Raw genomic sequence first — 26,681 nt, forward strand, 5'->3', positions numbered from 1 at the left:
ATCATGAGTCAGTTACGACCCGCAGTGATTTTGCTGCTGCTACTCACCTTAATAACGGGTTTACTCTATCCTCTGATGACGACCCTGCTGGCACAATGGTGGTTTCCCTCTCAGGCTACGGGCTCGTTGCTCTACAGAGAGGATAAACCGGTTGGCTCGACGCTGATCGGGCAGAATTTTAGCCGACCGGACTATTTCTGGAGCCGCCCCTCCGCGACCGGTGATTCTCCCTATAATCCGCTGGCCTCGTCGGGCAGCAACATGGCGGTCAGCAATCCGGCGCTGGATGCGGCGGTAACCCAGCGGGTGGCGATGCTTCGTCGCGCGAACCCGCAGGCCAGCGTCAGGGTGCCGGTGGACCTGGTGACGGCTTCCGGCAGCGGGCTGGACCCGCAAATCTCGCCGCAGGCGGCGCTGTGGCAGGCGTCCCGGGTCGCGGCGGCCCGTAACCTGCCGCTGGAAGAGGTAAAGCGGCTGATTAACGACAATATCCAAACGCCCTTTCCCCGCTTTATCGGCGAGCCGGGGGTGAACGTGGTGACGCTGAACCTGGCGCTGGACGATCTGACGGCGCAGTGATTAAGCGGGAACGATAAAGGGTCTGCCAGTCATAAGGAACAGGATGAACGATGAACTTCAGCGCCCGGATCCGGACGCACTGCTGCTGCAAACCCGCGACACCGGGCGCGGCAGGCTGAAAATCTGGTTCGGGGCCTGTGCGGGTGTGGGCAAAACCTGGGCCATGCTGCAGGAGGCGCAGCGCCTGCGGGCGCAGGGGCTGGCGGTGCTGGTGGGCGTGGTCGAAACGCACGGTCGGGTCGAAACGGCGGCGTTGCTGGAGGGGCTAACCCTCCTGCCGCGCCGCGCCACCGGGCAGAACCGTCATCCGGAGTTTGATCTGGACGCCGCGCTGGCCTGCCATCCGGCGGTGATCCTGATGGATGAGCTGGCGCATACCAATGCGCCCGGCTCGCGTCATCCTAAGCGCTGGCAGGATATTGATGAGCTGCTGGAGGCGGGGATTGACGTGATGACCACGGTCAACGTTCAGCATCTGGAAAGCCTGAATGATGTGGTCGGCGGCGTGACCGGCATCCGCGTGCGTGAAACCGTTCCCGACCCCTTTTTTGATGCCGCCGATGAGGTGGTACTGGTCGATCTGCCCGCTGACGATCTTCGTCAGCGCCTGAAAGAGGGCAAGGTTTACATCGGCGAGGGCGCCGAACGCGCCATTGAGAACTTCTTTCGCAAGGGAAATTTATACGCCCTGCGTGAACTGGCGCTGAGGCGCACTGCCGATCGCGTTGACGATCAGGTGCGCGCGTGGCGCGACGGTCAGGGACGGGAAAAAGTCTGGCATACCCGCGATGCCCTGCTGCTCTGTATTGGCGATAATACCGGCAGCGAAAAGCTGGTGCGGACGGCGGCACGGCTGGCCGCCAGGCTCGACTGCGTATGGCATGCCGTCTACGTTGAGACGCCCCGGCTCTACAGGCTGAATGAAGCGCGACGGCGCAATATTCTGCGTACGCTCAGGCTGGCGCAGGATCTGGGGGCCGAAACGGCGACCCTTTCCGATCCCAGCGAGGCGGTGGCGGTGCTGCGCTACGCGCGCGAAAATAATCTGGGGAAAATCATTATTGGTCGCCGGCCGGCACGTCGCTGGACGCGCGACAGCTTCGCCGATCGCCTGGGTCAGCTCGGGCCGGATCTCGATCTGGTCATTGTGGCGCTGGATGAGTCGACCCCGCTGCCGCCCGGCCTGGCAGAGGGTCAGCGCCTCACCCAGGATAAATGGCGTATGCAGATGAAAGGCTGCACGGCGGCAGCGGCGCTGTGCGCGCTGGTCACGCTGGCGGGCCGCTGGCTGCTGCCGGGCGTCGACTCGGTTAATCTGGTAATGGTCTATCTGCTGGCGGTGGTGGTGGTGGCCTTACGCTATGGTCGCTGGCCGTCGGTGGTCGCGACTGTTCTGAATATTGTCGCTTTTGACGTAGTTTTTGTTATGCCAACCGGCACCATCGCGGTGTCAGATGTGCAGTACCTGGTGACCTTTGGCGTGATGCTGGCGGTCGGCGTGATTGTGGGTAATCTGACGGCGGGGGTGCGCTATCAGGCGCGGGTCGCCCGCTACCGCGAACGGCGTGTTAGGCATCTCTATGAAATGGCGAAATCACTCAGTCGCGCACTGACGCCGCAGGACATTGCCGCGGCGCTACAGCGCAGCGCGCACATTACGCTTCAGGCGCGCAGCGAGCTGCTACTACCGGATGAGCAGGGCGAACTTATCGCAGCGGGCGTGCCTGAACTCAGTACCGTCCCGGACAGGGCAATCGCGCGCTGGAGCTTTGATCGGGGCCAGCCCGCCGGTGCAGGAACCGATACGCTGCCGGGCGTACCCTGGCAGATCCTGCCGCTAAAAAGTGGCCCCGGAACGCTGGGGCTGCTGGTGCTGGAGCCCGTGAACCTGCGCCAGCTGATGATCCCCGAGCAGCAGCGGCTGATTGAGACCTTTATCGTACTGATCGCTAATGCGCTGGAGCGCATGGCCCTCAGCCAGCGGGAAGCCGCCGCGCGTCTCGCCGCCGAGCGGGAGCAGCTGCGTAACGCGCTGCTGTCGGCGCTGTCTCATGACCTGCGCACGCCGCTGACGGTACTGTTTGGCCAGGCGGAGATACTGACGCTGGATTTAGCGACGGCGGGTTCTGAACATGCGCCGCAGGCCAGCGCGATGCGGGAGCAGACGCTGAATACCATCCGGCTGGTGAATAATCTGCTGGATATGGCACGCCTGCAGTCCGGTGGGTTCAGCCTGTGTACCGAATGGATGGCGCTGGATGAGCTGGTCGGCAGTACGCTGAGAATGATGGCATCGTCGCTGGCCGGACGACATATCGCACTGGATCTGCCGCCTGAGCTCGTGCTGATTCAGGTGGACGGCCCGCTGATGGAGAGGGTGCTGACCAACCTGCTGGAGAATGCGCTCAAGTATGCCGGGCCAGTAGCTGACATCGGCATTCGCGCGCGCGTCGAGCCACAGATGATGGCTGGCGAAGGCCAGCTGCCGGATGGCCCCACAGGGCGCGATGCTGGGAACCGGATGCAGCGCAGGTCAGCGATGAACGAGGCTGAGAACCGGATGCAGCAGCTTACCCTTGAGGTCTGGGACGGCGGGCCAGGGATCCCCGGAGGGCAGGAAGCGCAGATATTTGAGAAGTTCTCTCGCGGGGATAAAGAGTCTGCGGTGCCGGGCGTCGGTCTGGGGTTGGCCATTTGCCATGGCATAGTTGATATACACGGCGGGCAGATCCGTGCGGAGAACCGTCCTGAGGGCGGTGCCCGCTTCATTATTACCCTGACGATGCAGACGCCGCCGATGATTGAGGAGTATGAGCCGGAGCAGACAGGCTCACTCTGACTCCCTCATTTATGTTAACCATTAATTAAAAAGGCAGGAGCCAGAATATGAATGGAAAATTATACCGAGAGTTTGACCGCGAGCATCTTGATGCCGCCTATAATAACGTACTCGCCGCTGGGAACTTTACCGCTATTTTAGAGCGCTTTAAGCAGCGTAGTCGCCATGTATATTCCAGTAAGAAATGGATCCGTAATCTAAGATATGGGGCTCGCCCCCGCACATGTTACGACTTTCTCTCATGCGGTATTCCGCTAGCGCCCACCTATATTTTTATTCACGGAGGATACTGGAGTAACGGTAGCAAAGAGGATTTTGCCTTTATCGCCGACGGCCCTTTGGCACAGGGTATGAATGTAGTTCTTGCTGAATATACGCTTGCGCCACAGGCAAAAATGACTGAAATCGTAGCTGAAATAGGTCAGTTAATCGAACACCTGGCCGCCGATCGGGATCAATTAGGCATTGCCGGAAACGCGCTGTATCTCAGTGGACATTCAGCTGGCGGCCATTTAACCGCGCAATACCGTTCGCACCCGGCCATTTCAAAAGCCCATATGATCAGTGCGCTGGTTGATTTAGAGCCTGTCAGCTTATGCTGGCTCCAGAGTAATTTGAACCTCACTGCGGAAGAAATTAACAGTTACAGTCCGTTATACCATGTCACTAAGGGCGCTCCGACATTAATTGCTGTGGGTGCCAGTGAGCTGAGCGAACTTAAGCGACACTCGTATGAATATGCTGCGGTATGTGAGAAATCAGGTGAAGAATTTGAGCATATTCTTTTACCGGCGTTGACGCATTTTTCCATACTTGAGGATCTGGCCAATCCGAATGGAGAACAGATGAAAGCGTTTATAAACCTGGCATAATGTCCTGTTAATATCCGCGCCCGGGCATAAATAACGAGCAACAGCCTGACAGCAGAAGTTGGGCATTCCGGCTTATACACAGCCCAAATGTCCAGCTTCTGACGCATCAATGGACTAAAATTAATTCCTTTAGCCGTAGATGTGAGCCTTAACTATGCTGTACAGCCGCTTTGAACGACTGATTGATATCTTCCGGGATGCCCCTGCTTCTACGCCGCCCAATAGCGTCTGGGCCTTTTATGTCTACTACCTGCGCCAGGTATGGCAGAGTTTTGCCCTGCTGCTGGTCGTGGGGCTGGTTGCCTCGCTGATTGAGGTCGCCCTTTTTCGCTATCTCAGCACCATTATTGATATGGTCAACGCCACCCCAGCCGCGACCTTTTTCAGCGATCATGCGTCGACGCTTATCTGGATGGCCGTGGTTGCGCTGGTATTGCGGCCACTCTTTATCGGCCTGCACGACCTGCTGGTGCACCAGACCATTAACCCCGGCATGACCAGTATGATCCGCTGGCAGAATCATAACTATGTGCTGCGCCAGAGCATGAACTTCTTTCAGAATGATTTTGCCGGACGCATTGCACAGCGCATCATGCAGACCGGCAACGCCCTGCGCGACTCTGCGGTACAGGCGGTGGACGCTTTGTGGCACGTACTGATATACGCCATCACCGCGCTGGTGCTGTTTGCCGAAGCGGACTGGCGGCTGATGATCCCGCTGCTGGTCTGGATTGTGGGCTACATCATCAGTCTTATCTATTTTGTGCCCAGGGTAAAATCCCGCACGGTGGCCTCTTCTGATGCCCGCTCAAAGCTGATGGGCACCATTGTGGATGGCTACACCAACATCACCACCCTTAAGCTGTTCGCCCACAGCGATCTGGAACGTCAGTATGCGCGTGAAGCGATTGGCGATCAGACCGAGAAAACCCGCCAGCAGGGCCGTATGGTGACCAATATGGATGTGGCGATCACCACGCTGAACGGCCTGCTGATCGTCGGTACTACCGGCCTGGCGCTCTGGCTGTGGACGCAGTCGCTGATAAGCGTGGGGGCCATTGCGCTGGCGACCGGGCTGGTTATACGCATTGTGAATATGTCGGGTTGGATCATGTGGGTGGTGAACGGCATTTTTGAAAATATTGGTATGGTACAGGATGGGCTGAAAACAATTGCCCAGCCGGTCAGCGTCACCGACAGACCCCAGGCGCCGACGCTGAAGGTCCACAGCGGTGAAATTCGCTATGAGAATGTAGATTTCAACTACGGTCACGACCGCCGGGTAATTGATAATCTCCAGTTGACTATCCGTCCGGGCGAGAAAATTGGTTTGATTGGCCCGTCCGGAGCGGGTAAATCGACGCTGGTAAACCTGCTGCTGCGGCTGTATGACCTGGATGGCGGCAGGATTTCCATTGATGGACAGGATATCTCTCAGGTCAGCCAGGAGAGCCTGCGCGCACAGATAGGCATGATTACTCAGGATACCTCGCTGCTGCATCGCTCGATCCGCGACAATCTGCTGTATGGTCGGCCACATGCCACCGAGGAGGAGGTGCTTCAGGCCATCCACCGTGCCAAAGCGGACGAATTTATCCCTCTGCTTTCCGACTCCGAAGGACGTTATGGGCTGGATGCGCACGTTGGCGAGCGCGGCGTAAAACTCTCTGGCGGCCAGCGGCAGCGCATCGCTATTGCCCGGGTTCTGCTGAAAGATGCCCCTGTCCTGATTATGGATGAGGCGACCTCCGCGCTGGACTCCGAGGTGGAAGCGGCGATCCAGGAGAGCCTGGAAACGCTGATGGGCGGTAAAACGGTAATTGCTATCGCCCACCGTCTGTCCACTATCGCGAAAATGGACCGACTGGTGGTGCTGGAGAAGGGCCGCATTGCGGAGATAGGAAGCCATAGCGAACTGCTGGCGAAGGGCGGGCTGTATGCGCGGCTGTGGCAACATCAGACCGGGGGATTTGTTGGCGAGTAGCCAGATAGAGATGACGTATTGATTACGGCCTGGTAGAACGATTGGAATTAAGGGTAAAGTGTTTTGCTGACAGTTAATTCCATCGTTTCCTGGTTGTGAAGAGAAGTCGGTTCACTGGCTTCTCTTGATCCTCCATTCAGCAGGGATAGATACCAATCTCTTTGTTAACATTTTTAGCATGTAGCTAAATATAAACTCTCTTTACGCCGATTATGGCGGCTATCTGGTTCTGGATCGGCATCTTCCCTTGCTGCCTGATACTGCGCTTTCAGATCGTCCACGCAGGTAATCAGGATATCCGCTGATTTTAGATACGAGAGTGCGCGACACGTCGGAATCGTACATCTTTGGCAGTAAGATGAGTCACCATAGTGGAAAAATGATTAAGGCTGGCTTCAGTGTTAAGGTCTTAAACCCGTTCAGCCGCAAGGGATTTTAGTTTCTTTTGTTCCATACATAATTCTTTATCTCCATTATAGGAGTAATGGTATGAAAAACAGGCAGATACGCAATTAAGATTACAGACCCCTCAGTTACCAGTCACTATTAATAAAGCTGAATTTAACGAACAGCCTTGATCAGGTTGACAATTTCCTTATAATTTTTTAGGGATTCGTAGGGGTGATTTTGAAAAGGACACTAAGAAATCTATTCAATATTAATGAGTGTTTCTTTTTCTTAATAAAAACGATAAAATTTGGGAACATTTACGATTATTTGCGCATATCTGACTATTTTTACTCTTTATGCCTTAATCTATCCAGGTTAGGAAAAATCTGGCAAAATAAACACCCTTTTACTTAAACACATAAGAGATCCTGATTAATAATGGAGCTGGTTTAATGCTGAAAAGAATCATTTTATAAGTAGAAAGGATAAAATGGTCGCCACCATTTCATTATAATGCAAATATGATTTAATCAGTAACCGTTTTTTATTGTTATATAAGGTATCACTATATTTATATAAAAGTATTGAAAACAGCAATTTATGTACGTCAGGTAAGAAAAAAAGGACCATTAATTACAACCGGGACGGTCAGGGTAACAGGAACATTTCGAACGTCTGGTCAGGCTGGATAACGTGCATCGGCGTTCAGACAAACCATTAAAAGGAATTATCTTCATGAGTGCAAATTATTATGAATTTGATCAGTTTCGTTTCATAAATGGACGCTTGCTGAGTAAAGATAAGGGAGAAATAGCGCTGGCCCCAAAGGAGGCTTCGGTACTCCATTATTTATTGGAGCAGGGTAATACAGTAGTTTCTAAAGAAGACTTAATCCAGGATGTCTGGAAAGGAGGAACGGTATCAGATGAATCTTTGACACGCTGTATCTATGTGCTGCGCCGTGCCCTTGGTCAAACGGACGGCAGGCGTTACATTGAAACAGTTTATGGAAAAGGTTATCGGTTTCTTGCTCAGGTGAATGTAAAAGAGGTACAGGAGCTGGAAAATAGAACTCACTCAGACACACCTCAAAAGGATTTAGTCAAAAAATGTAGCATTGCATTGTTTCCTTTTAAAATGAAGCGGGAAAACATAGCGGCTTGCCTGCATGATCAGTTGATTGAATGGATGCATTATTTAAAAAAAGAAAATAATTTGTCAATCCAGCTTGTCTCTTCATTTTTTATAGAATCCCTTAAAAGCTACAATAATTTCCTCCTGGCTCTTGAAAAATCGAAGGCAGATTACTATATCACGGGCGCTGAAATTAGTTATAAAGATCATGGGATTATCAGGATGGAGCTTGTAAAAGCACAAGACCATTCCGTCGTGCGGCGCGAAGCGGTTTATTTATCTGACGATATGAATATTTGCTATCAGGCGCTTCTTTCAGTGATTATGACAATGATTTCATCAATTAATTCTGACATTTCATCCAGGATAACCATCAAACCGAAGTTAGAGCATTTCCACCAACTACCCAGCATAAAGGATATTTCCGCGTTTTATACAAGAACTCCGTGACGTATCATGGGAAAATATTCTCTTTAAAAGAGAATAAGGGGCTGTGAATGCAGGGGAGTTGTATCAAAGGGTATTGCTTCGGGGATTTCTACTTGAGATATAACGAAGTTTTATATAAATCTCAGCAAGTCATCTCTGTTCCACCTAAGGAGATGCATCTTTTGAGCCTTTTGGTAGAGTGCGCGGGTCAGATAGTTAATAAAGAAGAGCTTATTAGAACTATTTGGAAGCATGATGAAGTGAACGGAGAGTCACTTACACGTTGTGTCTATGCGGTAAGAAAAATTCTCGGCGACACCCCAAAAGGAAAGTATATAAAGACGCTTTACGGTAAAGGGTTTGCTTTTATATATCCTGTCAGCGTGGCGAACAACGCTAAAGTGACACATTTACCTGAAACTGCGAAGTTGGTTAACGTTTTGAAAGAAGGGAAAGCGCCATTCGTTTCTTCTTCGCCACTGCCTAAAAATCTCTCTCATGACGATGAATCTGCAGTTACACTTCACCATTCATGTCAGCTAAAAAGGAGTGATAAGATAACAATAGCGATCAACCTGATTCAAGATCTTGATAAGGATCAATTATATTCTTCCAGGGTGAAAATGCTAAAAAAAGAAATTATAAGGAAGCTGATTGCAATTGGAATGTCAACCTAACTCAGTGTTTTGGAGTCTATGCTAATCTGGGCGACATAGACCGATGTAAACCTCTCCTCTCGGGAGTAGGATTCGTTACAGTAAAAAACTGTTCTATAGGCATTTTATCGCCTGTTAGGCGTTGGGTTAAAGCTATTTTTAGTTATTAGATTAGCGCTATTATAAAAATTGGATACACAGTAATATTTGTTAAGTTAGCATCCCATCATTATTTCATCAGGATTGTACGCTCTTAACTACTTATACTATAAGTATGATATTGGTCCTATTAAAGAGACAGTGATGAAAAGTAACATCGAGAGCGATGGTTTAACTTTTGGGGAGCGATCCGAATTCCCATGTCACTCTTTGCTGCTTATCAAAGCCGGTCATGCTGGGTGTGACATAAGGATTACTACAAGAGACAAAGAAGAAAGAATCCGTATTAAAAAGCATGAGAGCGGAATGCTGGTATTGACTCCCTGCATGCTTACCATTGAAATGGGTGATCTGTTTTATACAACGCTCGATCTCCCTCACCTGTGCAAACTGCAGGTTTTCATTGATAAAGCTCAAAATAAGAGAAAAGAACAACATAGCGCAATCTGTGGTTATTTGTCAGCGAATCTGAGTATGCAGCCAACGACAAGGGAAATTGAGTATTTTTTCCTGAACCAATCACTGACAAACGCTGATTCCATCAAGTCATTCAGCGATGCATTGAGAAATAATGAATGGTACGATCTGGTTGAATTTCTGCTGGATGAGTCATGTGAGAGCTCAACTCAACGCATAAGTACCCTTAGCCTGCGTTATGGATTATCGGTGTCTCACTTCCGGCGGCTTGCTCGGCAGGCTTTAGGAAATACGACCAAGGTAGAAATGCGCGACTGGAGGCTGGTAAGAGCAATACTGGATTTCATTGAAAGTGATAATAACAATCTGACGACTATCGCGTTGAAGCACGGTTACGCCTCCCTGTCTCATTTCTCTAATGAAGTAAAGGAAGAATTCGGAGTGTCTCCGCGAAATTTAAAAAATTTACACATGCGAGATAATTCATGACCATATCACAATGGCATATAAGATTGAGTATTGTATTTGCTGTCTTACTGGCAATTTGTGCACCACAAAATAGTTATGCCACTGAGAAAAATCAACAGGGTTATATCGCGCGGGAAGAAGGCGTTAAAGGTATATTTGATGCCATCTCTTCAATTATGCGTAAGCCTGTTATATTAAGTAAACTTGCCGTTCGCAAGAAAATTAGTGGCGAATTCGACATAGCCAAACCTCAGGGAGTCCTCACGGCCATATCCGATCAGCTTGGTTTGATCTGGTATAACGATGGTCAGGCTATTTATGTATACGATGCATCAGAAATTCGTAATGCCGTCATTGTATTGCGTAACACATCGTTCAGTGTAGTGAGTGATTTTCTCAAAACGTCAGGCTTATATGATACACGTTATCCGCTTCGTTCTGACCTGCGTAACTCAACATTTTACGTTTCAGGACCACCGATCTACATCGACTTAATCTCGAATGCAGCAAAGTATCTTGATCAAAAAAGTGATGGTTACGATGGGCGAGAAAATATCGCTGTAATACCTCTTTATAATACTTTCGTTGAAGATCGGGAATATAGTTACAGGAATGATAAAATCACCATTCCTGGAATATCCACTGTGGTTAATCGTGTCATGTCGAATGGTATGAGTTCGGGTGGACGTATTCAGAGCACAAAAACGAAGCTGGTAGAAAATGACGACATGGGGCTGGAGGGTTTTCCTGAGTCAGGAGACGGGGCGGTCGCCAGAGATATTCAGATGCTTGATGGGCAGGTCCGAACCCCGCTAACGGGTAATGGCATGAGCATCATTTCCGACCCGGGAACGAACAGTCTCCTGGTGAGGGGAAGCGCAGAGCAGGTTGAGTATATTCGTAATCTGGTAAGTACATTAGACAAAAAGAAACGACATATAGAACTCTCCGTATGGATTGTTGACCTACAAAAAGAAGCTTTCGAGAACTTAGGTGTTCAGTGGACCGGAAATCTCAATGTGGGTTCGAATCTCGGTATTGCATTGAATGGCGGCTCCAGCACCATAGATGGAGCAAGTTTTATGGTAACCGCACTGGCTTTAAGTGAGAAAAATCTGGCGAATATTGTGTCTCGCCCCATGCTACTTACCCAGGAAAATATTCCTGCCATATTTGATAATAGTCGTACCTTCTATTCTAAACTGGTGGGTGAGCGTACCGCTCAGCTTGAAAGCGTGACTTACGGCACCCTGGTCAGCGTACTTCCTCGTTTCACTGCAAACGGCGAGGTTGAGATGATGTTGAACGTCGAAGATGGCAATCAGTTCGATAACGCGCAGGTTAAAGCGGGTGATTTACCGGAGGTAGGTCGTACGAATATCAGTACTGTTGCCAGGGTACCCAGAGGTAAAAGTTTGCTGATCGGGGGATATACTCGTGATGAAGATACCAGGGTTAAGGGAAAAATTCCTTTACTGGGCGATCTCCCCTGGGTCGGAAACCTATTCCGCTACTCGCGAGACAGGACGTCGAATATGGTGCGCGTTTTCCTGATTCAGCCACGTGAGATAGAAGCTCCTCTCAGTCCGGACGCAAGCACTCTGGTCGGCGAGATGAAGAACGATTTTGCCAGTGACAAGCTTCAAAACTGGATGATGAATTACCTGGACAGTCAAAAATGGCGCTAGGGATAGGTAAAGACGGCTCGGGTGTGCAACTTTATATGGAGCGCAGAGATAAACTTTCTACGCAAAAGGAAGTGAACTCAGAGCTGGCCGAACGCCGTGATGCTCTTTCTGAAGGAGAGGTAGAGATCGCTGAGGATGAGTCGCCGGCAGCGATGTTGCAAAAATTTGTGCAGGCAACAGATGAAATGTCAGCGGCAATGGCGCAGTTTCGCAACCGGCGTGACTATGACAAAAAATCGGGTGCTTCGGGTGATACTGTCTTCGATCAGGTTCTGGATGAGGACGTTGCACCGAAATTCGATAAGCTGGTGAAGATCCTCAAAGGTACTGAAGGAAGCAGTATTGAGGATTTACTTCGTCAGGCGCGAGCTTTTTTTCCTGATGATAGCGATCTTGTACTCGTTCTACGCGAGATGCTGCGGCGAAAAAATCTTGATGAAATTGTCCGTAAGCGACTCAAAAATCTTCTCTCGAAGGTAGAAAAAGAGGCAAATCCCAAACGCTTGAAAGCGGGCATCAACGTTGCGTTGAAGGCGCGTTTGTTTGGGAAGAAATTGATGATGAGTCCCGCCCTGATGCGTGAAAGCTATCGGGACTTTCTGGAAAGTAACGTGGGCGAGATTGAACTTTATAAGGAGTGGATTAGCATCTATGGAGTAGAAAAACGAGGAATAGTCGTTAATTTTATGGAAGATGCTGTTCTGGCAGATATTGATTCTGCCGATCCAAGCTGTAGTCACATTGAATTTGGGTATCTTTTGGGCCGTATTGGTCAGATAAAGCTAATACGCTCATGCGATATCATCTTTATTAAGAGCATTGTTAATAACATTTTAATGCGCGATTTCAACAAGGAAGAGGGTGACTGGGTATACTTTATGTTTGGTGTGTTGGAGAACCCCAGTCATCTCAATTCACTTCTGATGGACGTATTAGGTGATTATCTTCGGTTTGCCAGGAAAAAGGATCGTGCAAAACTTTTGCAAATTATTCACATGGCCTGTAAGAGAATTCCGCATGAAGCTTTCAGCGAGCCGGAAGATCGAGAGGTTCTGCTGAATACCTTTGAAAATATAGCTGATAAGGCATTGCTTGAAGAGAATATTGAACGTCGCCAGGAAGCAGAATAAATTTGAAAATGGATGTGATAAATGAATAATTTTTTGAGTAAAATAAGGAATCATCCAGAATTATTTATACTGGTGCTGGTCGTCGTTATTATCTCAATGCTGGTTATCCCCCTGCCTACCTATCTGGTCGATTTTTTAATCGGTTTGAATATGGTTCTTTCAATCATGGTGTTTCTGGCATCATTTTACATCGACAGGATTTTGAATTTCTCAACCTTTCCCTCGGTGCTGCTTATAACGACATTATTCCGTTTAGCGCTGTCGGTAAGCACCAGTCGTTTGATTTTAAATGATGCAGACGCAGGTGAAATCATTGCAACCTTTGGTGAATTTGTGATTGGTGACAATCTGGTTGTGGGATTTGTCATCTTTTCGATTGTCACCATTGTACAGTTTATGGTTATCACCAAAGGTGCGGAGCGTGTTGCTGAAGTAGCGGCACGCTTCTCCCTGGATGGTATGCCCGGAAAGCAAATGAGCATTGATGCTGATTTGCGCGCTGGATCAATTGATGCTGCGGGCGCATCAGAACGCCGGAGCGTGGTTGAACGTGAGAGTCAATTATACGGTTCTTTTGATGGAGCAATGAAGTTCATCAAAGGAGATGCCATTGCGGGTATTATTGTTATTTTTATTAACTTTATCGGGGGGATTAGCGTAGGGGTGTCGCAGCATGGCATGGATATGTCAAGCGCACTTTCTACTTATACTTTGCTGACTATTGGCGATGGTTTGGTCGCACAGATACCTGCGTTATTGATTGCTATTGGTGCGGGATTTATTGTTACGCGCGTAAACGGCGATGGCGACAATATGGGGCGAACCATAATAAATCAGCTTTTCAAAAAGCCCTCTGTGCTGGTTATTGGGGCAATTATTGCGCTTGGCATCGGCAGCTTACCTGGCTTTCCTTTTGCCGTATTTCTCATTTTAGCTGTATCACTTACCAGCATTTTTTACTACCAATACTGGGAAAAAAAGAAATCCCAGAGAGAATTGGACGTGCAGGCTGAAAGTAGCTTTGATCCTGATTCAGCCTCAGGAGACAGTGAAAGTTCTCTTGGGTTTATAACCGATCTGGACAGTATTCGATCTGAAACTGTACCGGTAATTATTCTTGTCAATGAGAGTGATGTAGCTGTTTTCGAGAAAGAAAAACTTACCGATCGCTATCGCAGCCAGTTCTTCATTGATTACGGTATAAATCTTCCTGAAATCACACTAAAACCCTCGGTCAACACTGAACCAGGCACGGTAATAATCCTTATCAATGAGATAAAGGCCGATCAGTTTCGCGTAAAGTTTGCTCATTATCGGGTCGTAAACAGTTCTGAAGAACTGAATCACATGGGAATCCCCATTGTCACCATCGATAATATGGTGTGGGTTGACAAAGGGCAGAAAAAATCGCTTTCTGCGCTAGGGTACCAACTACGAAATAGTAATGATGAAGTTTACTACGCGTTCTCCGCTATCATGATCAGGTATATTAGCGAGTATTTTGGTGTTCAGGAAACCAAAAATATGTTGGACAAACTTGAAGATAAATACCCTGATTTAATGAAAGAAGTGATGCGGCATGCCACCATACAGAGGATTTCTGAGGTATTACAACGCTTGCTAAGTGAACGTATTTCCGTACGCAATATGAAACTTATTATGGAAGCTATCGCGCTATGGGCTCCGCGAGAGAAGGATGTTATTTCGCTGGTTGAACATATTCGAGGAGCGATGTCTCGATACATTTGCCATAAGTTCTCTGTGGGCGGTACATTACGGGTAATCATGCTGTCGAGTGAGTTTGAAGAGAAAATAAGGCACGGAATCAGGAATACCTCTGCAGGAACATTTCTCAATCTGGATCCAGCAGTCGCTGACGAGCTTATGGATAAGTTTTCACTTGCTATGGACAGTGTAACAATTTCATGTCGCGATCTGGTCGTTCTGTCTTCCGTTGATATCAGGCGTTTTCTAAAAAGATTCTTAGAGGCGCGATTTAAAGATCTTGAGGTTATGTCATTTGGTGAGGTAACCGATACAGTATCAATTAGTGTTATTAAAACCATTTAATAGGGAGTGAAAAATGTATACGGATATTGTTTCATTGATTCGCGGGGCTTTACTTGAAAATGGATGCGATGAATCCTTACTAGGTGATTTTGATAGCCATTCAACAATTTCCCTCGATTTTGAGAATCATCCAAGCATGTTTGTTAGCGTAGTTGATAATTATGTCTATATTTGGTCACGGCTTTGTGAAGTTAGCGACAGCATTATGCAATATAAAGCGAGTACTCTCCTTGAAAAAATGATAGAGGGATGTCAATTCTCAATCACCGGTCAGCTCCAGATTTCTTTAAATGAGGGGTATATCGAACTTAGAGGGATGGTGCATCCAGCATTTCTGGAAAATAGCTCACGTTTTTCGGAAGCGTTAGATGAATTTTTCAACCAGCAGGAAGCATTTCTGGGGATCATTCGGTAATGGCAACGCGGGCGTTATTACGGCATCAGGCTCACCCATTACGGCTTTCAGGTCCCCTTATTGAAGCCGTGTTACCTCATGTGAAAGTAGGGGAGCTTTGTGAAATCCGTGAAAGCTGGAGTCAGTCAGCGGTTGTGGCTCGTGCCCAGGTATTAGGATTTAATGGCGAACGTACCATTTTGAGCCTGATTGGTACCTCAAAAGGCCTGTCCCGCGAGGCAATCATCAGCCCAACAGGATCAGGACTCTCCGTAATACTTAGCCCGGACTTACTGGGTTGTGTACTGGATCCTTCGGGCCAGATCGTGGAGCGTTTTGCGAATAATGCAGGGGGATTCGTTACCGAAATCAGGCCAATAGATTCTCCACCTCCTTCGTACCAGGATCGCGTCGGTATTCGCCAGCCCTTTTACACTGGTATACGTGCTATTGATGGACTGATTACCTGCGGTATCGGCCAGAGGCTTGGAATCTTTGCGTCGGCGGGCTGTGGCAAAACGACCCTCATGCACATGCTGATTGAGCACGCGGATGCGGATGTCTTTGTTATCGCTTTGATCGGCGAGCGTGGGCGAGAAGTTACTGAATTTACCGAAACCTTGCGTCATTCGGGTCATCAGCAGAAATGCATTCTGGTCTATGCAACGTCTGATTATTCATCGCTCGACCGTTGCAACGCAGCGCTCGTGGCTACCACAGTTGCAGAGTATTTCCGTGATGCTGGTTTGAGCGTAGTGTTATTTTTTGACTCTATAACCCGGTATGCCAGAGCATTGCGAGATGTGGCGCTGGCGGCGGGAGAATCTCCGGCACGGCGTGGCTATCCTGCTTCGGTATTCGACTCCTTACCCAGGTTACTGGAGCGACCAGGTTGCACGCTCTCTGGAAGTATTACGGCATGGTTCACAATTTTGCTCGAAAGTGATGATGAACCCGATCCGATAGCCGATGAGATTCGCTCCATACTTGATGGGCATATCTATTTAAGCCGAAAATTAGCTGCCCAAAATCATTATCCAGCAATAGATGTTCTGGGCAGCATTAGCCGCGTTGTTAGTCAGGTCTGCGAGCCGGAGCATTTACATCTGGCGGGTGAGGTGCGCCGTATTTTAGCAAAGCTTGCCGAGCTCCAAATATTTGTAGATTTAGGTGAATATCATCCGGGAGAAAATAAGGAAAACGATCGCGCAATGGCTAAGCGTGATGCAGTATTCGCGTGGTTAAAGCAAAAAGGGGATGAGCATGCGGATTTTAGCGATATTATGCAGGAGTTAGCACGCCTTGCGTCATGATATTAAGAATTTAATGGCTCGTTCAGAATTAAAAATAGAAATGAACGACCTTCTTCTTGCCAGAAATGAGAGTGAGCATCGTACCATAACTACGCGCATTGATGCTATTAGTAAAGAAATGATAGCACTGGTTGACCTGAGCCGTAGCCTTTACCCGACGGGGGTGTTGACCAGGGAGCAGTTGCTATCTGTTCAGCGTCGTCAGGGGGGGATTAAGAGAAAACTGGCGAATATGAAAATGCAGAAGGCTCAAATTTTTCTTGAATTTGAAGCCTGCCAGCAGGAAAAAGTCAAACTTTCTGAGAAAAGAAAATTCCTGATTAGGAAGAAGGATAAATACAGTTATCTGCACACAACCGAGCGTCACAAAAAACGTCTCAAAGATGCGCGAATTGAAGAGTCTGAAACAGAAGAGAGGATCTCATGGCTACGGTGAATAGTGTCAAAACTACGGATAGCAGTTTTCAGGAAAATGCGGGAGAGATGGTCTCAAAGAGTCTGGATGACATCGTCAAGAAAAAGCTAAAAGGCAGCGCCGGCAAAAAAACTGTCTTGCCTGTGCTCCAGCACGTAGACCAACTACCGCAGCGTGAATTTAGGGAGGCCTCTTTATCTCAGCAGGGCGGGGCATTGGCTGAAATCAGGGCTAAGCAGGCACATGACCAGGTGCTGTCCAGGATTCTGCACTTACAAGAAAAGGCTGATAATAATCTAAAAAGCAACGACATTGCAGTGATGGAGACTCAAAAGAAGAAAACGACTACGGGCCCTTTGCATGCCCGGATAATGATTAACCCGGAGCAGAAAATACCGCCCCAGTCTGTTACAGACCGATCAGAGGCTATGAAGATAGCGAACGGAAAATCTCTGAATCCTTCTCCGGTTTACTTAGCGTCGTCATTAAAGAGAGATGAGCCTGGCGCAAAAAAAGCTGAAGCAGCCGAAAACAGAGTAATGCCGGAAACCCGTGACGGGAAAGGACATCCTTCGCAGGTTAATTTAGCGTCGTCATCAAAAACAGATGAGTCTGTCGCAAAAAAAACTGAAGCAGCCGAAAACAGAGTAATGCCGGAAACCCGTGACGGGAAAGGACATCCTGAGAGGGAGAATCTGTTACACCAGCTATCTGGTAATACCTCGGCCCAGTCTCAGCGAGTCAATGATCCAGTACAGGAAAAAGTTCTTAAGCAGATGAATGTTGCAAAGGATGTCGCTTCATGGGGCAACCTGATTGAAACCTCACGGGTTGCTGATAATCCTTCTGGGGTAAATGAGGGATCGGGAAACAGTAAACTGACCTATACCTTCTCGAATTGGGGGGAAGGCCATAAGGTTAACGTCCAGATTAATAGCAACCAGGGTATTCCTCTTGTATTGCATCCTTCTGACACGCTCGTACATCAACGGCTGTCTGACCAGAGTGGACAGCATCATGTACAGCCTGAATGGGTTTTTGATGATGAACATGAGCAATCACAACGTGCGCATAAGCAACCTCAACCGGATGAGGAACAAGCGTGATCAGACATCACTTTCGGCACTACTCAACTACAGAGCTGTTAGGGCGTCAGCAGATTTTAGCCTGGGTAAAAGAGGGATTTGAAGTTCAGCAGAATATGCCGCCGGGAGAACGTTTGTTCCAGTTTACTAGCGATACGGGGTGGGAGGGGATCATAGATCTACAAAGCTGGTTTGCAAGCGTATTGCCACAGAGTGCAAAAATGGCAAGTCGCTGCTGGTCTGCAAACCAACTTGAAACCCTGTTTGTCAACAGTGAACGCCCTCTTGAGGGATTGCCTGCCGAACTTGAATATCAACGGATGGAAAGCAAAGGGAACATTGAAAGTACGCAGATAGCCAATTCAATGTATTCATTACTGACCCCGCAAGGCCGCGTGTGGATCAGCAAAATGCCCAGGGCTACACCCATTTTAAACGGACAGGAAAGAATATCATTAGTCCACGTACCTGTTGATATCCAGTTTGAGGTAGGGCATAGCGCTATCTCAGTTGCCCTGCTAAGACAGTTGCAAAAGGGTGATTTGCTACTCATTAACATTAAAAAAAATTTAATTATTAATAACCAGGCTGTAATAGGCAGCTTTGTCTGCGGTGAGGAAGGTTTTATGTTTGAAGAGGATGATGAGGAAATGCTTTCTGGTGCATATGAGGAAGAGGAGTCGGGTGATGAATGCGGTAAAAGCGAATCAGAAAGACTCATTCCCTGCGACAAAATATCGATTCGGCTGGGTTTTGTTCTGCAACAAAAAAGACTTTCCATAAGCCAGCTTGAATCGTTATATCAGGGTGAAGTGCTGCCGTGCCAAATTGATGCGGAAAAGAATGTAACAATCACTGCGAACGGCACCGCGATTGCCCGCGGTGAACTGGTATGGATCGAAGATCGCATGGGAGTTGAAATTAAAGAGCTTTATCAAGAGGCCAGTGATGGCTCAAAGTAATGATATCTCTCTTATAGCGCTGCTGGCATTCTCTACGCTGCTCCCTTTTATCATCGCATGTGGTACATGTTATATTAAGTTCTCTATTGTATTTGTTATGGTTCGTAATGCGCTGGGATTGCAGCAGATCCCATCGAATATGACGTTGAACGGCATTGCCCTGGTTCTTGCGTTTTTCGTCATGATGCCCGTGGTCAAAAATGGTTATGAAGAATATCAGCATTCAGGAAAGGATGTGAATAACCCGCAGTCTATGGCCTATTTTATTGAACATGGATTGGACAGCTATCGTAATTATTTGGAAAAATATGCCGATCCTGAGCTGGTTAATTTCTTCGAACGCGTGCAACTTCAACGCGATATCCAGGAAAATGGTACTGCTGAGGAAGAGCAGCGCGCCTCTATCCTTTCTTTGCTACCGGCATATGCTTTAAGCGAAATAAAGAGCGCTTTCAAAATAGGATTTTACCTCTATCTACCTTTTGTCGTTATTGATCTGCTGATTTCCAGTATATTGCTGGCTCTGGGGATGATGATGATGAGCCCGGTAACTATTTCGGTGCCTATTAAGCTTGTGCTTTTCGTAGTGCTGGATGGTTGGACCTTATTATCGAAAGGTTTAATACTGCAGTATATAGAGCTGGCCTCCTGATGAGTCGGACTAAACTATGAACGAAATCACTTTTGCAGGCAATAAAGCGCTCTATCTGATATTGATGCTTTCCGCTTTACCCATCGGGGTTGCGACGATTGTGGGGCTTTTAGTTGGTCTTTTTCAGACGGTCACACAATTGCAGGAGCAAACGCTACCCTTTGGTCTGAAACTATTGAGCGTGACCTTATGTTTATTTCTGGTCGCGGGCTGGTATGGCGATGTACTGGTAAGTTTTTCACGTGAGGTAATCCGCATGGCATTGGCTCGTTAAAGATGTCTACTGCATTATTCTTTAATGTACATACCTGGCTATACGAAATGGCAATGGTCTCTGCCAGACTGATGCCCGCTTTTATTCTATTGCCTTTCTTAAATACTAATACATTAACGGGCGCAATCCGGATGCCCGTAGCGATGCTCGTCGGCGTTGGATTGTGGCCACATGCCGGGGAGCCTGTTGCAGGTTATGATAATATTTGGTTCTTTATCATCATTGGAAAAGAGCTGGCCGTGGGTCTTATTATTGCCTTTTTCCTCTGCCTGCCCTGTTGGGTGTTACATGCAGCAGGTAGTTTTATTGATAATCAACGAGGAGCGACATTGAGTAGTAGTATCGATCCTTTATCTGGTGTCGATACTTCTGAGCTGGCCAACTTCTTTAATTTGTTTGCTGCCGTGGTGGTATTACAAAATGGTGGCCTACTTACCATGCTGGAAGTATTTGAGAAGAGTTATCAACTGTGGGAACCCTACCAATTAAATGTGCCTGACCCTAAGGTCGTATTAGAATTCCTCAGCTTGTTGATAAGTAGCGCCTTTATTCTGGCCAGCCCACTTATTGTTGCTTTTTTGCTTTCAGAGTTATGTCTGGGGCTGCTGGCACGATTTGCTCCCCAGTTGAATGCGTTTGCATTGGCACTGACGGTAAAAAGTATCATTGCTTTCTTTTTGTTACTAATCTATTTCACACCAGTATTGCCGGGGAGAATTATATTGCTGGAATTGCTCCCTGATACGCTGTATGGCTGGTCGGGTAGAATTTTCTAATAAGCTGAAATAGTCTTATTATGAGGAGGGATTAATGGCCGGGAGTAAAACAGAAAAACCAACCCCAAAAAAGAAAAAAGATGCCGCAAAGAAGGGGCAATCTTTCAAAAGTAAAGATCTAATTATATCCTGCCTCATTCTGGTTGGCGTGCAGTATCTTGTTAATTTCTCCGATGTTATGGAGCTTATGCTTTTGTGGCGTCGAATTATTGAAAATAACTTTACGAATAACATGGAAAGTTATGCACGGGCTGTCCTGTGGACAGGTGTTAAAATCTTCCTACCATTTCTTATTTTATGTGTGGCTGCTTCAGCCATGCCCACTCTGTTGCAAACTGGATTTATGCTTGCCAGTAAGGCATTGAAAATAAACTTTAGTGCGCTAAATCCCGTCAATGGATTTAAGAAATTATTCAGCCTTCGAACAGCTAAAGATGTTATTAAATCGTCGCTGTTCCTGACAAGCTTTATCATAGCCGCAGGCTTATTTTGGAATAATAATAAGTCTATTGTTTTTTCTCAAGTCAACGGCACTGCTCGACATATTCTACCTGTATGGGGAGAGCTTTTTAGCTCGTTAGTTGAGTTATGCCTGAGCTGTGCGCTATTGGTGTTGATTCTGGATGCCCTGGCAGAATATTTTTTACATATTAAAGATCTCAAAATGGAAAAGCAGGAGGTAAAAAAAGAATACAAAGAACAGGATGGTGATCCGGAAATTAAAGCCAGACGTAAAGAACTTCATATGGAACTGCTTTCTGAACAGGTTAAATCTGATATCAAGAATTCTAAAGTTATTATCGCTAACCCCACTCATATCGCCGTGGGCATCTATATGAATAGGGATGTAGTGGGCATACCTTTTATCTCGGTACTGGAGAAGAATCAGCGAGCACTTGCAGTGCGTGCCTACGCTGAGAAAGTGGGGGTACCGGTGGTGGAGAATATCAAACTGGCGCGACGTATACTGAAATCACATCGCAGATATTCTTTTGTAAGTCTGGAAGAACTGGATGAGGTCATTGACATCTTGATTTGGCTTGAGCAGGTAGAAAATGCCTGGGTAAATGAGCATTTCCAACCGGACCACGAAGAGTACAAATGAGCGTTATCTACGAGAATGTATAACACATGCATGGTTTAATGAGGTCATCAAGGCTTGAGGTGGCCCTACCTGGGAGAGAAAGATGGGCACGATGAAAGGTAATATCACTGAAAAAGAAGCTGAGCTAATCATGACGGCGACAATGGAGCATGGTGCAACATTACGTGAAATTCACGGTATTCCGGATAACGTAATGGAAAACATTTATGCACATGCATACCAATATTATAAAGAGGGGCGCCTTGATGAGGCGGAGAATTTCTTCAACTTTCTTTGTATGTATGACCTGAAGAATCCAGATTACTTTATCGGTCTTGGTGCTGTTAACCAGTTAAAGAAAAATTATATTAAGGCTTGTGATTTCTACTCTCTTGCTTATGTTATGGCTGAAACTGATTTTAATCCTGTTTATTATTCAGGTCAGTGCCAGTTATTAATGGGTAATGTGGTTAAAGCCCTACAATGCTTTGATATTATTTGCCAGCGTTGCCCTGATGAAAAGCTGGTGACAAAAGCAAAAATCTACATGGATACCATCCGACTGAACAAGGGTGATCTCCAGCAGGATGAGACTACGGAAATCCACGATGAAAATATCTAGCAACGAGGTTAAGGACTAAATATGGATCTGAGCTTTTCTAAAACGACAGGCCTGGTCAATGAACTCCCTAAGGCAGCTCCTTTGCCTGGCAGTTTAGTGGTTAAGAAAACGCATATTTCGCCTTCAGATGGGGTGAGATTACATATTAAAGCCCAGGAAAAGAAACTGGAGGTGTTAGCGAAAAGCATTTCTGAAGACTATGACCGCAGTATTGAGGATGTTAATGAGCAGCCCGTTCTTAGGCCTTCCAAAGGGCGACTGACGAATAAGGCTCAAGTGCTATTGGCGATGGCTCGCTACCAGTCACTCAGTGATAATATGGATCAGGGTAAGTTGACTAATGCGTTAGCAATTTTTTTATCCCAGTCAGAGGCGAAAATCCTTAAAGCACAAGAAATGTCAGAATATCTTGATAGCCTGCATCAAGAGTTCGATGAATGTGAAAAAAACATTATTACAGCAAAAGAAGAAGAAAGTAGAGCGCATGCGCAGTGGAGTAACGCTAATAAAAATCTGAGCGAAGCGAAAAAAAATCTTGATAATCTTAAGAATGACAAAGATGCCAGCCCTGGCGATATTGCCAATGCGAAAGAACAGGTCGCCAAAGCATCTGAAACTGTAGCTGAAGCAAAAAATATTCTCGCTGCCGCCGAAATTAAAACGCGGAAAACCCTGGAAGCCGCACAAAAAGTGATTGATGTCATTAGTGCTAAAACGGCCGAGATGAATAAAGAGTACGGCGATATTATTTTACCCGCCGCGACACCGGTCAGTACCGCAATGGCACAATCGGAAAAGGCAATGACTCGCACTTCCATCATGATCATGCTGCTTACTGAATTCATCATGAAAATGGATGAATCCGCTTCGGAGAAGCTGCAAAGCGATCTCGAAATGAACCGCATTCAGATGCAAGCTCGTCAGGCTGAAATGAAGCGTAAATCTGATGAGTACGAAGAACAGGTTCGTAAGGCTGAAGAAGCGCAAAAAATGGCCGGTTGTATTGGTAAAATCCTTGGAGGCATTGCAATCGCTCTTGGGGCAATAACTACAGTATTTGGTGGAGCTGGAACAGCTTTAATGGCGGTTGGCATCGGATTGATGGTAGCTGACCCTATTGTTGAGGCCATCACCGGGCAATCTCTTACTGGAATGATTATGAACCCATTGATGGAGCATGTTCTCATGCCTCTGATGAATTTCCTGGGAGATATCGTTTCAAAGATTTTTGATTTCACCCCAATTGGCCTGCTGTTAAAAGCCATTGATCAGGCAACAGGCGCGAATATGATGGGCACTATTCATACCATCGTGACGGCAGCGGTTGCGATTGCAGCTATTGTGGCTATCGCTCTTCTTGCTAAAAGTGCAGCGAAATTCTTGATCGAAAAAATGACTCAGGCAATGACTTCTGCAATTATGCAGGCGATAAAAAAAGCTATTGCGCAAGTTATTAAAAAAATAATCCCGAAAATTGTCAGAAGCGCTGCAAAACAAGGCACCACCGCACTGAGCAATATGGGGAAAGCGGCTGTAAAAGAGATCAATAAGCTTACCTCAGAGATTACAAAAAAAATTGATAAGCTTTCTGAACAAGTCACCAAAAATATTACGGGAATATTGAAAAGCAGCGATTCGGCTGTGATACAAAATTTGAGTAAAATCAACCTAAACCATGTGAATATGGCTCGTACCGGAATTGAAGCTTCAAATGCGATTACTCAGGCCGGCTTGAATATTAATGTGGCTAATATTCAACTCGATGCATCTAAAGCATTAGCGCAATTTAAGCTTGCTAATAGTGATGTTAGCATTCTACGCGACTTGTTGACTACAATTTTTTCCCGCTTCCGACAAGATCAAAAGCTCATTCAATCGGTAGGGCAACAGCTTACTAATAGCTTAAAGAATAATGATTCTACGAATCGTTTCATTGTGCAAAATATAAAAGCGTAGTTATAACTAAGAGGGAATTTAGCATGGCTGATTTATCTTATAATACCGTTAGCAAAAACTTAAATCTTCACGTTCTGAGCAGTAAGTTTGAAGCCGTAGCGGAAACACCCAGAAAGGATGTTCTTAACGTTTCTAAAGAGAATATCGATTCTTTTGTAAATACGGCTGAAGAGAATGCTACAACTAAAAGCTTGTCAAATGGTGAGGTTCCCGTACTTCGTGAAGCGATGGTAGCAGATCCAGTTCCACTGGATACACAACTGTCACAGTTACTACCCGCAATCGCAAATCCGCCCCAGCAAAGAAGTAATCAAATCAGTGAGACTATTCTCAATGGGGTGAAAGATTTGTCAACAAAAAGCGGATTCGATATTTCATCGTTGGCTGGTGGTTTCACCGGAAGAGTGGCCGCGCTCTTGCAAGTTATTGTCGAGGCCGAGCAAGAAAATACACGCAGTATGGCTGCTCAGGCTAATGCAAATAACTTAATCGCCCGAGCCCAGGGGGAGAACAGTGCCAGAAATACTGTTCAGGCTGGCCGGACTGCCAGGGATATGGTAGTCACACAGTCCTCTGCGAGTATGGTTGCTACCGGCGTTTCAGCGGGTATGCAGATGAAAGCTTCAGTGCAGAAGAATACCGCGGTTAAAGTACATGGGCAAAAAGAACTTTCGTTGAAACGTCAGGCGGCAACGTTAGACAGTCAGACTGTTCCAACCAAACTGAATAAAGTAGGTGATGCACTTCCATCAGATCCAGCAATTCTTAAAGCCACTCCTAAGAATTTGGAATTTGATGCTGCAGCTCAGAACCTTCAACATCAACTTCGAATTCAGGATGCGGATAAGCTGTTCCATCAGGGGATGGCGGCGGGCCAGATTGGGCAAAATGCTGCCGCGCTTGCTGCTGCTCCTGGTCAAGTGGAAAAAGCTAAGTTTGAAGCTCAAAGCTCGGTTGCTGAAGGAGATAAAAATATCTATCAAGGCGCTAAGGATTTTTCCGATCGCAGTACGCAAACTTCACGAGAGCTCAAAGCGATGCTGATGGATCTTTTAGTGCAGATTAGTCAAAATAACGCCAATACCGTTAGCGCAATGGCTAATAACCTCAAAGGATAGTTTCCTTACCTTTCCTATAAAGATAGCCTCTTGCTCATGCAGGAGGCTTTTATCGAGAAAAAATCATGGAAATACAACACTCATCCTCTTCTTTAGTTCATCTCTATAGACCAGAACCATCAGCCGAAGAAGATGCTACATTAAATACGAAGTCAGAAACCGCAATAGAAATTTTTCATCACAAAGACACGGCATGTACATCTCCGAAGAATGGTAATGACAAAGACTTAGAATCTAAGATGGCGCGTTATACTCTGGAAAAAAAACAAAGAGAAGAAAAAATATCCGTGGCTAAGGCGTTAACTAAAGATGCGTTAGCTAAAAAGGCGTCAATTGAAAAAGGAAAATCTTTTTCCTCATCATCTTTTTCATTAGACACGCTGAAAACTAGTCAACCTGTTACTACCTCTACAGATGCGCTTAGCTTTGGTCAGAACTTACGAAAGTTTAATCCTGTTGGATCTGCTCCGGGTGAACAGAGCGATCCAATATATCTGCTCGAAACTTTCGGTTCTATGGTAAAGGCAGAAGGGTCCGGTCCATCTTCAAGTTGGGAAATATGTGATTCCGTAGCTGATTCTATCGGGTCCATGGGAGAAGATTATCTCGATGTCTTCCAGCAGGCGGTTGAGAAAAATGCTGAATTTTACAGTGACTTCTCGGATTTCATGTCTAAACTCAGTCAGTTCATCAAAGCAGATGGCGATAAAACCATTCTAGACACTGCAGCCTTCGCTGCAGAACTCGAAAAACTAATCAATAAGTATAAAGTGCCTTCTTCCGCCACAACTTTATATCCCGTACAAAGCGGCAACGCAGTGACTGGTGGTGATAAAGAAGAATGTGAGGCATGGGCAAAAGAAATGGGTCTTAATCCGGATAAATGTGTTACACGCCTTGCAGACGGAAGTTATATTGTTCACATTGACGTGTTACCTTTAGAAAATATAATAAGGACGTTGCCAGGTTATGGTCATGCATGGGAGGAAATGAAGTGCAATTCTGCTCAGTGGGCTGCCTGGCAAAGTGGTCTTGATATGCAAAAAGACAGTATACAAACTGCAATGCAGACCCTGACGCAAAAATATTCCAGTGCTAACTCAAGCTTTGATAATTTAGTTAAGGTATTGAGTGGTACTATATCCTCTTTATTGGAATCTGATAAGTCGTTCTTTAATATTTAATAGGGGATGGGAAAATGCCAATAATAGCTAA

The 26,681-nt window shown here is 46.6% G+C and carries 23 protein-coding genes; all 23 read left to right on the forward strand.

The window, feature by feature from the left end; translation table 11 throughout:
- Positions 1-3 precede the first annotated feature (3 nt).
- Positions 4-579: a potassium-transporting ATPase subunit KdpC gene (gene kdpC, locus AC4PCC_RS00625; protein WP_492126066.1), complete on the forward strand. Its 576-nt coding sequence runs from the start codon at positions 4-6 to the stop codon at positions 577-579.
- Between the two features lie 43 nt (positions 580-622).
- Entirely contained in the window at positions 623-3,418 is a 2,796-nt protein-coding gene (kdpD, locus tag AC4PCC_RS00630) for a two-component system sensor histidine kinase KdpD (RefSeq protein ID WP_492126067.1), read from the forward strand.
- A 47-nt stretch (positions 3,419-3,465) separates the two neighbouring features.
- On the forward strand, positions 3,466-4,290 hold the full coding sequence (locus AC4PCC_RS00635) for an alpha/beta hydrolase (protein ID WP_492126068.1): 825 nt from the start codon (positions 3,466-3,468) through the stop codon (positions 4,288-4,290).
- A gap of 154 nt (positions 4,291-4,444) precedes the next feature.
- On the forward strand, positions 4,445-6,274 hold the full coding sequence (locus AC4PCC_RS00640) for an ABC transporter ATP-binding protein (protein WP_492126069.1): 1,830 nt from the start codon (positions 4,445-4,447) through the stop codon (positions 6,272-6,274).
- Between the two features lie 1,125 nt (positions 6,275-7,399).
- Complete coding sequence (locus AC4PCC_RS00645; RefSeq protein WP_492126070.1) at positions 7,400-8,248, forward strand: winged helix-turn-helix domain-containing protein; 849 nt, start codon at positions 7,400-7,402, stop codon at positions 8,246-8,248.
- Positions 8,249-8,340: 92 nt separating this feature from the next.
- Positions 8,341-8,904: a winged helix-turn-helix domain-containing protein gene (locus tag AC4PCC_RS00650; protein WP_492126071.1), complete on the forward strand. Its 564-nt coding sequence runs from the start codon at positions 8,341-8,343 to the stop codon at positions 8,902-8,904.
- Positions 8,905-9,186: 282 nt separating this feature from the next.
- Positions 9,187-9,948, forward strand: coding sequence for a helix-turn-helix domain-containing protein (locus AC4PCC_RS00655; RefSeq protein ID WP_492126072.1), 762 nt, complete (start codon positions 9,187-9,189; stop codon positions 9,946-9,948).
- A complete protein-coding gene (sctC, locus tag AC4PCC_RS00660; RefSeq protein ID WP_492126073.1) occupies positions 9,945-11,615 on the forward strand; it encodes a type III secretion system outer membrane ring subunit SctC in 1,671 nt (556 codons plus the stop codon). The genes AC4PCC_RS00655 and sctC overlap by 4 nt, the downstream gene beginning before the upstream one ends.
- Positions 11,606-12,745, forward strand: a complete 1,140-nt coding sequence (sctW, locus tag AC4PCC_RS00665) for a type III secretion system gatekeeper subunit SctW (RefSeq protein WP_492126074.1) — start codon at positions 11,606-11,608, stop codon at positions 12,743-12,745. Before sctC ends, sctW begins: the two co-directional genes overlap by 10 nt.
- A 21-nt stretch (positions 12,746-12,766) precedes the next feature.
- Positions 12,767-14,815, forward strand: a complete 2,049-nt coding sequence (locus AC4PCC_RS00670; protein ID WP_492126075.1) for an EscV/YscV/HrcV family type III secretion system export apparatus protein — start codon at positions 12,767-12,769, stop codon at positions 14,813-14,815.
- A 13-nt stretch (positions 14,816-14,828) separates the two neighbouring features.
- Positions 14,829-15,230 carry an InvB/SpaK family type III secretion system chaperone gene (locus AC4PCC_RS00675; RefSeq protein ID WP_492126076.1) on the forward strand — a complete coding sequence of 134 codons (402 nt, stop codon included), beginning with the start codon at positions 14,829-14,831 and terminating at the stop codon, positions 15,228-15,230.
- Positions 15,230-16,522 carry a type III secretion system ATPase SctN gene (gene sctN, locus AC4PCC_RS00680; RefSeq protein ID WP_492126077.1) on the forward strand — a complete coding sequence of 431 codons (1,293 nt, stop codon included), beginning with the start codon at positions 15,230-15,232 and terminating at the stop codon, positions 16,520-16,522. Before AC4PCC_RS00675 ends, sctN begins: the two co-directional genes overlap by 1 nt.
- Positions 16,512-16,958, forward strand: coding sequence for a hypothetical protein (locus AC4PCC_RS00685; protein WP_492126078.1), 447 nt, complete (start codon positions 16,512-16,514; stop codon positions 16,956-16,958). The genes sctN and AC4PCC_RS00685 overlap by 11 nt, the downstream gene beginning before the upstream one ends.
- A complete protein-coding gene (locus AC4PCC_RS00690) occupies positions 16,946-18,043 on the forward strand; it encodes a SpaN/EivJ family type III secretion system needle length determinant (RefSeq protein WP_492126079.1) in 1,098 nt (365 codons plus the stop codon). Before AC4PCC_RS00685 ends, AC4PCC_RS00690 begins: the two co-directional genes overlap by 13 nt.
- Positions 18,040-18,984, forward strand: a complete 945-nt coding sequence (locus AC4PCC_RS00695) for a FliM/FliN family flagellar motor switch protein (RefSeq protein WP_492126080.1) — start codon at positions 18,040-18,042, stop codon at positions 18,982-18,984. The genes AC4PCC_RS00690 and AC4PCC_RS00695 overlap by 4 nt, the downstream gene beginning before the upstream one ends.
- A complete protein-coding gene (locus AC4PCC_RS00700) occupies positions 18,971-19,636 on the forward strand; it encodes an EscR/YscR/HrcR family type III secretion system export apparatus protein (protein ID WP_492126081.1) in 666 nt (221 codons plus the stop codon). Before AC4PCC_RS00695 ends, AC4PCC_RS00700 begins: the two co-directional genes overlap by 14 nt.
- A gap of 16 nt (positions 19,637-19,652) precedes the next feature.
- Entirely contained in the window at positions 19,653-19,910 is a 258-nt protein-coding gene (locus tag AC4PCC_RS00705) for an EscS/YscS/HrcS family type III secretion system export apparatus protein (RefSeq protein WP_492126082.1), read from the forward strand.
- A 2-nt stretch (positions 19,911-19,912) separates the two neighbouring features.
- On the forward strand, positions 19,913-20,686 hold the full coding sequence (gene sctT, locus AC4PCC_RS00710; protein WP_492126083.1) for a type III secretion system export apparatus subunit SctT: 774 nt from the start codon (positions 19,913-19,915) through the stop codon (positions 20,684-20,686).
- 34 nt (positions 20,687-20,720) lie between these two features.
- A complete protein-coding gene (locus AC4PCC_RS00715) occupies positions 20,721-21,791 on the forward strand; it encodes an EscU/YscU/HrcU family type III secretion system export apparatus switch protein (protein ID WP_492126084.1) in 1,071 nt (356 codons plus the stop codon).
- Positions 21,792-21,873: 82 nt separating this feature from the next.
- Entirely contained in the window at positions 21,874-22,392 is a 519-nt protein-coding gene (sicA, locus tag AC4PCC_RS00720; RefSeq protein ID WP_492126085.1) for a type III secretion system translocator chaperone SicA, read from the forward strand.
- Positions 22,393-22,413: 21 nt separating this feature from the next.
- On the forward strand, positions 22,414-24,348 hold the full coding sequence (sctE, locus tag AC4PCC_RS00725; RefSeq protein ID WP_492126086.1) for a type III secretion system translocon subunit SseC family protein: 1,935 nt from the start codon (positions 22,414-22,416) through the stop codon (positions 24,346-24,348).
- A 23-nt stretch (positions 24,349-24,371) separates the two neighbouring features.
- On the forward strand, positions 24,372-25,466 hold the full coding sequence (locus AC4PCC_RS00730; protein WP_492126087.1) for a hypothetical protein: 1,095 nt from the start codon (positions 24,372-24,374) through the stop codon (positions 25,464-25,466).
- Positions 25,467-25,531: 65 nt separating this feature from the next.
- Positions 25,532-26,650: an IpaD/SipD/SspD family type III secretion system needle tip protein gene (locus tag AC4PCC_RS00735; protein ID WP_492126088.1), complete on the forward strand. Its 1,119-nt coding sequence runs from the start codon at positions 25,532-25,534 to the stop codon at positions 26,648-26,650.
- Positions 26,651-26,681 lie beyond the last annotated feature (31 nt).

The sequence above is a fragment of the Erwinia sp. L03-1 genome (assembly GCF_058686115.1).